Here is a 554-nt window from a genome sequence, read left to right on the forward strand (position 1 = left end):
GCATTATTGATGATTAATTAAGGCCCTTGGCTTTCGCCTCAGTCATCGTTTAGTACCAATGTCAGTCCAGTTTCTTGCTGTGTTTACACACTGCGCTGTAACAAGTCTGTGGTTTATGCTTACACATAACCAACCCTTTGTGGCTCAAATATTGGGCATATCCAGTATTTAAAATATGATCGGTTAACGTGCAGGCTCAATCAAATCTAATGGTTTTACCAACCCCATTACTAGCTCAACACGTTAACCTAATTTGTTTTATAGACGCTAAGCAAACGCCTTGTGTTCATCGAATGGTACATTGTCTTTAAGCACGTGATAACACGCTCTTGCGAACTTATGTGCAACCGTTTTAATCGCAACTACCTTGTTTGTTTTAGCCAGTTTTCGTTGATAATATTTTTTAACTGTTGGGTTATAACGAATTGTAAAATTAGCAGCCTCAGTAAAGGCCCACGCTAAATAACGATTACCATTCTTCTGATTCGTAGCGCCTTTTTTCTTTCCATTGCTGTACCTTGCCCCTTTAACACAGCGGCAATACGATGAGAAGT

General features: G+C 39.5%; 1 protein-coding gene. It reads right to left on the reverse strand.

Annotated elements, in window-relative coordinates:
- Nucleotides 1-267 precede the first annotated feature (267 nt).
- The coding region (locus tag H5119_RS20085; protein WP_182703492.1) for a transposase at nucleotides 268-554 on the reverse strand (287 nt) is incomplete at its 5' end.

Origin of the sequence: Pseudoalteromonas sp. SG45-5 (genome assembly GCF_014164085.1) — a bacterium.
Lineage (GTDB): Bacteria > Pseudomonadota > Gammaproteobacteria > Enterobacterales > Alteromonadaceae > Pseudoalteromonas > Pseudoalteromonas aliena.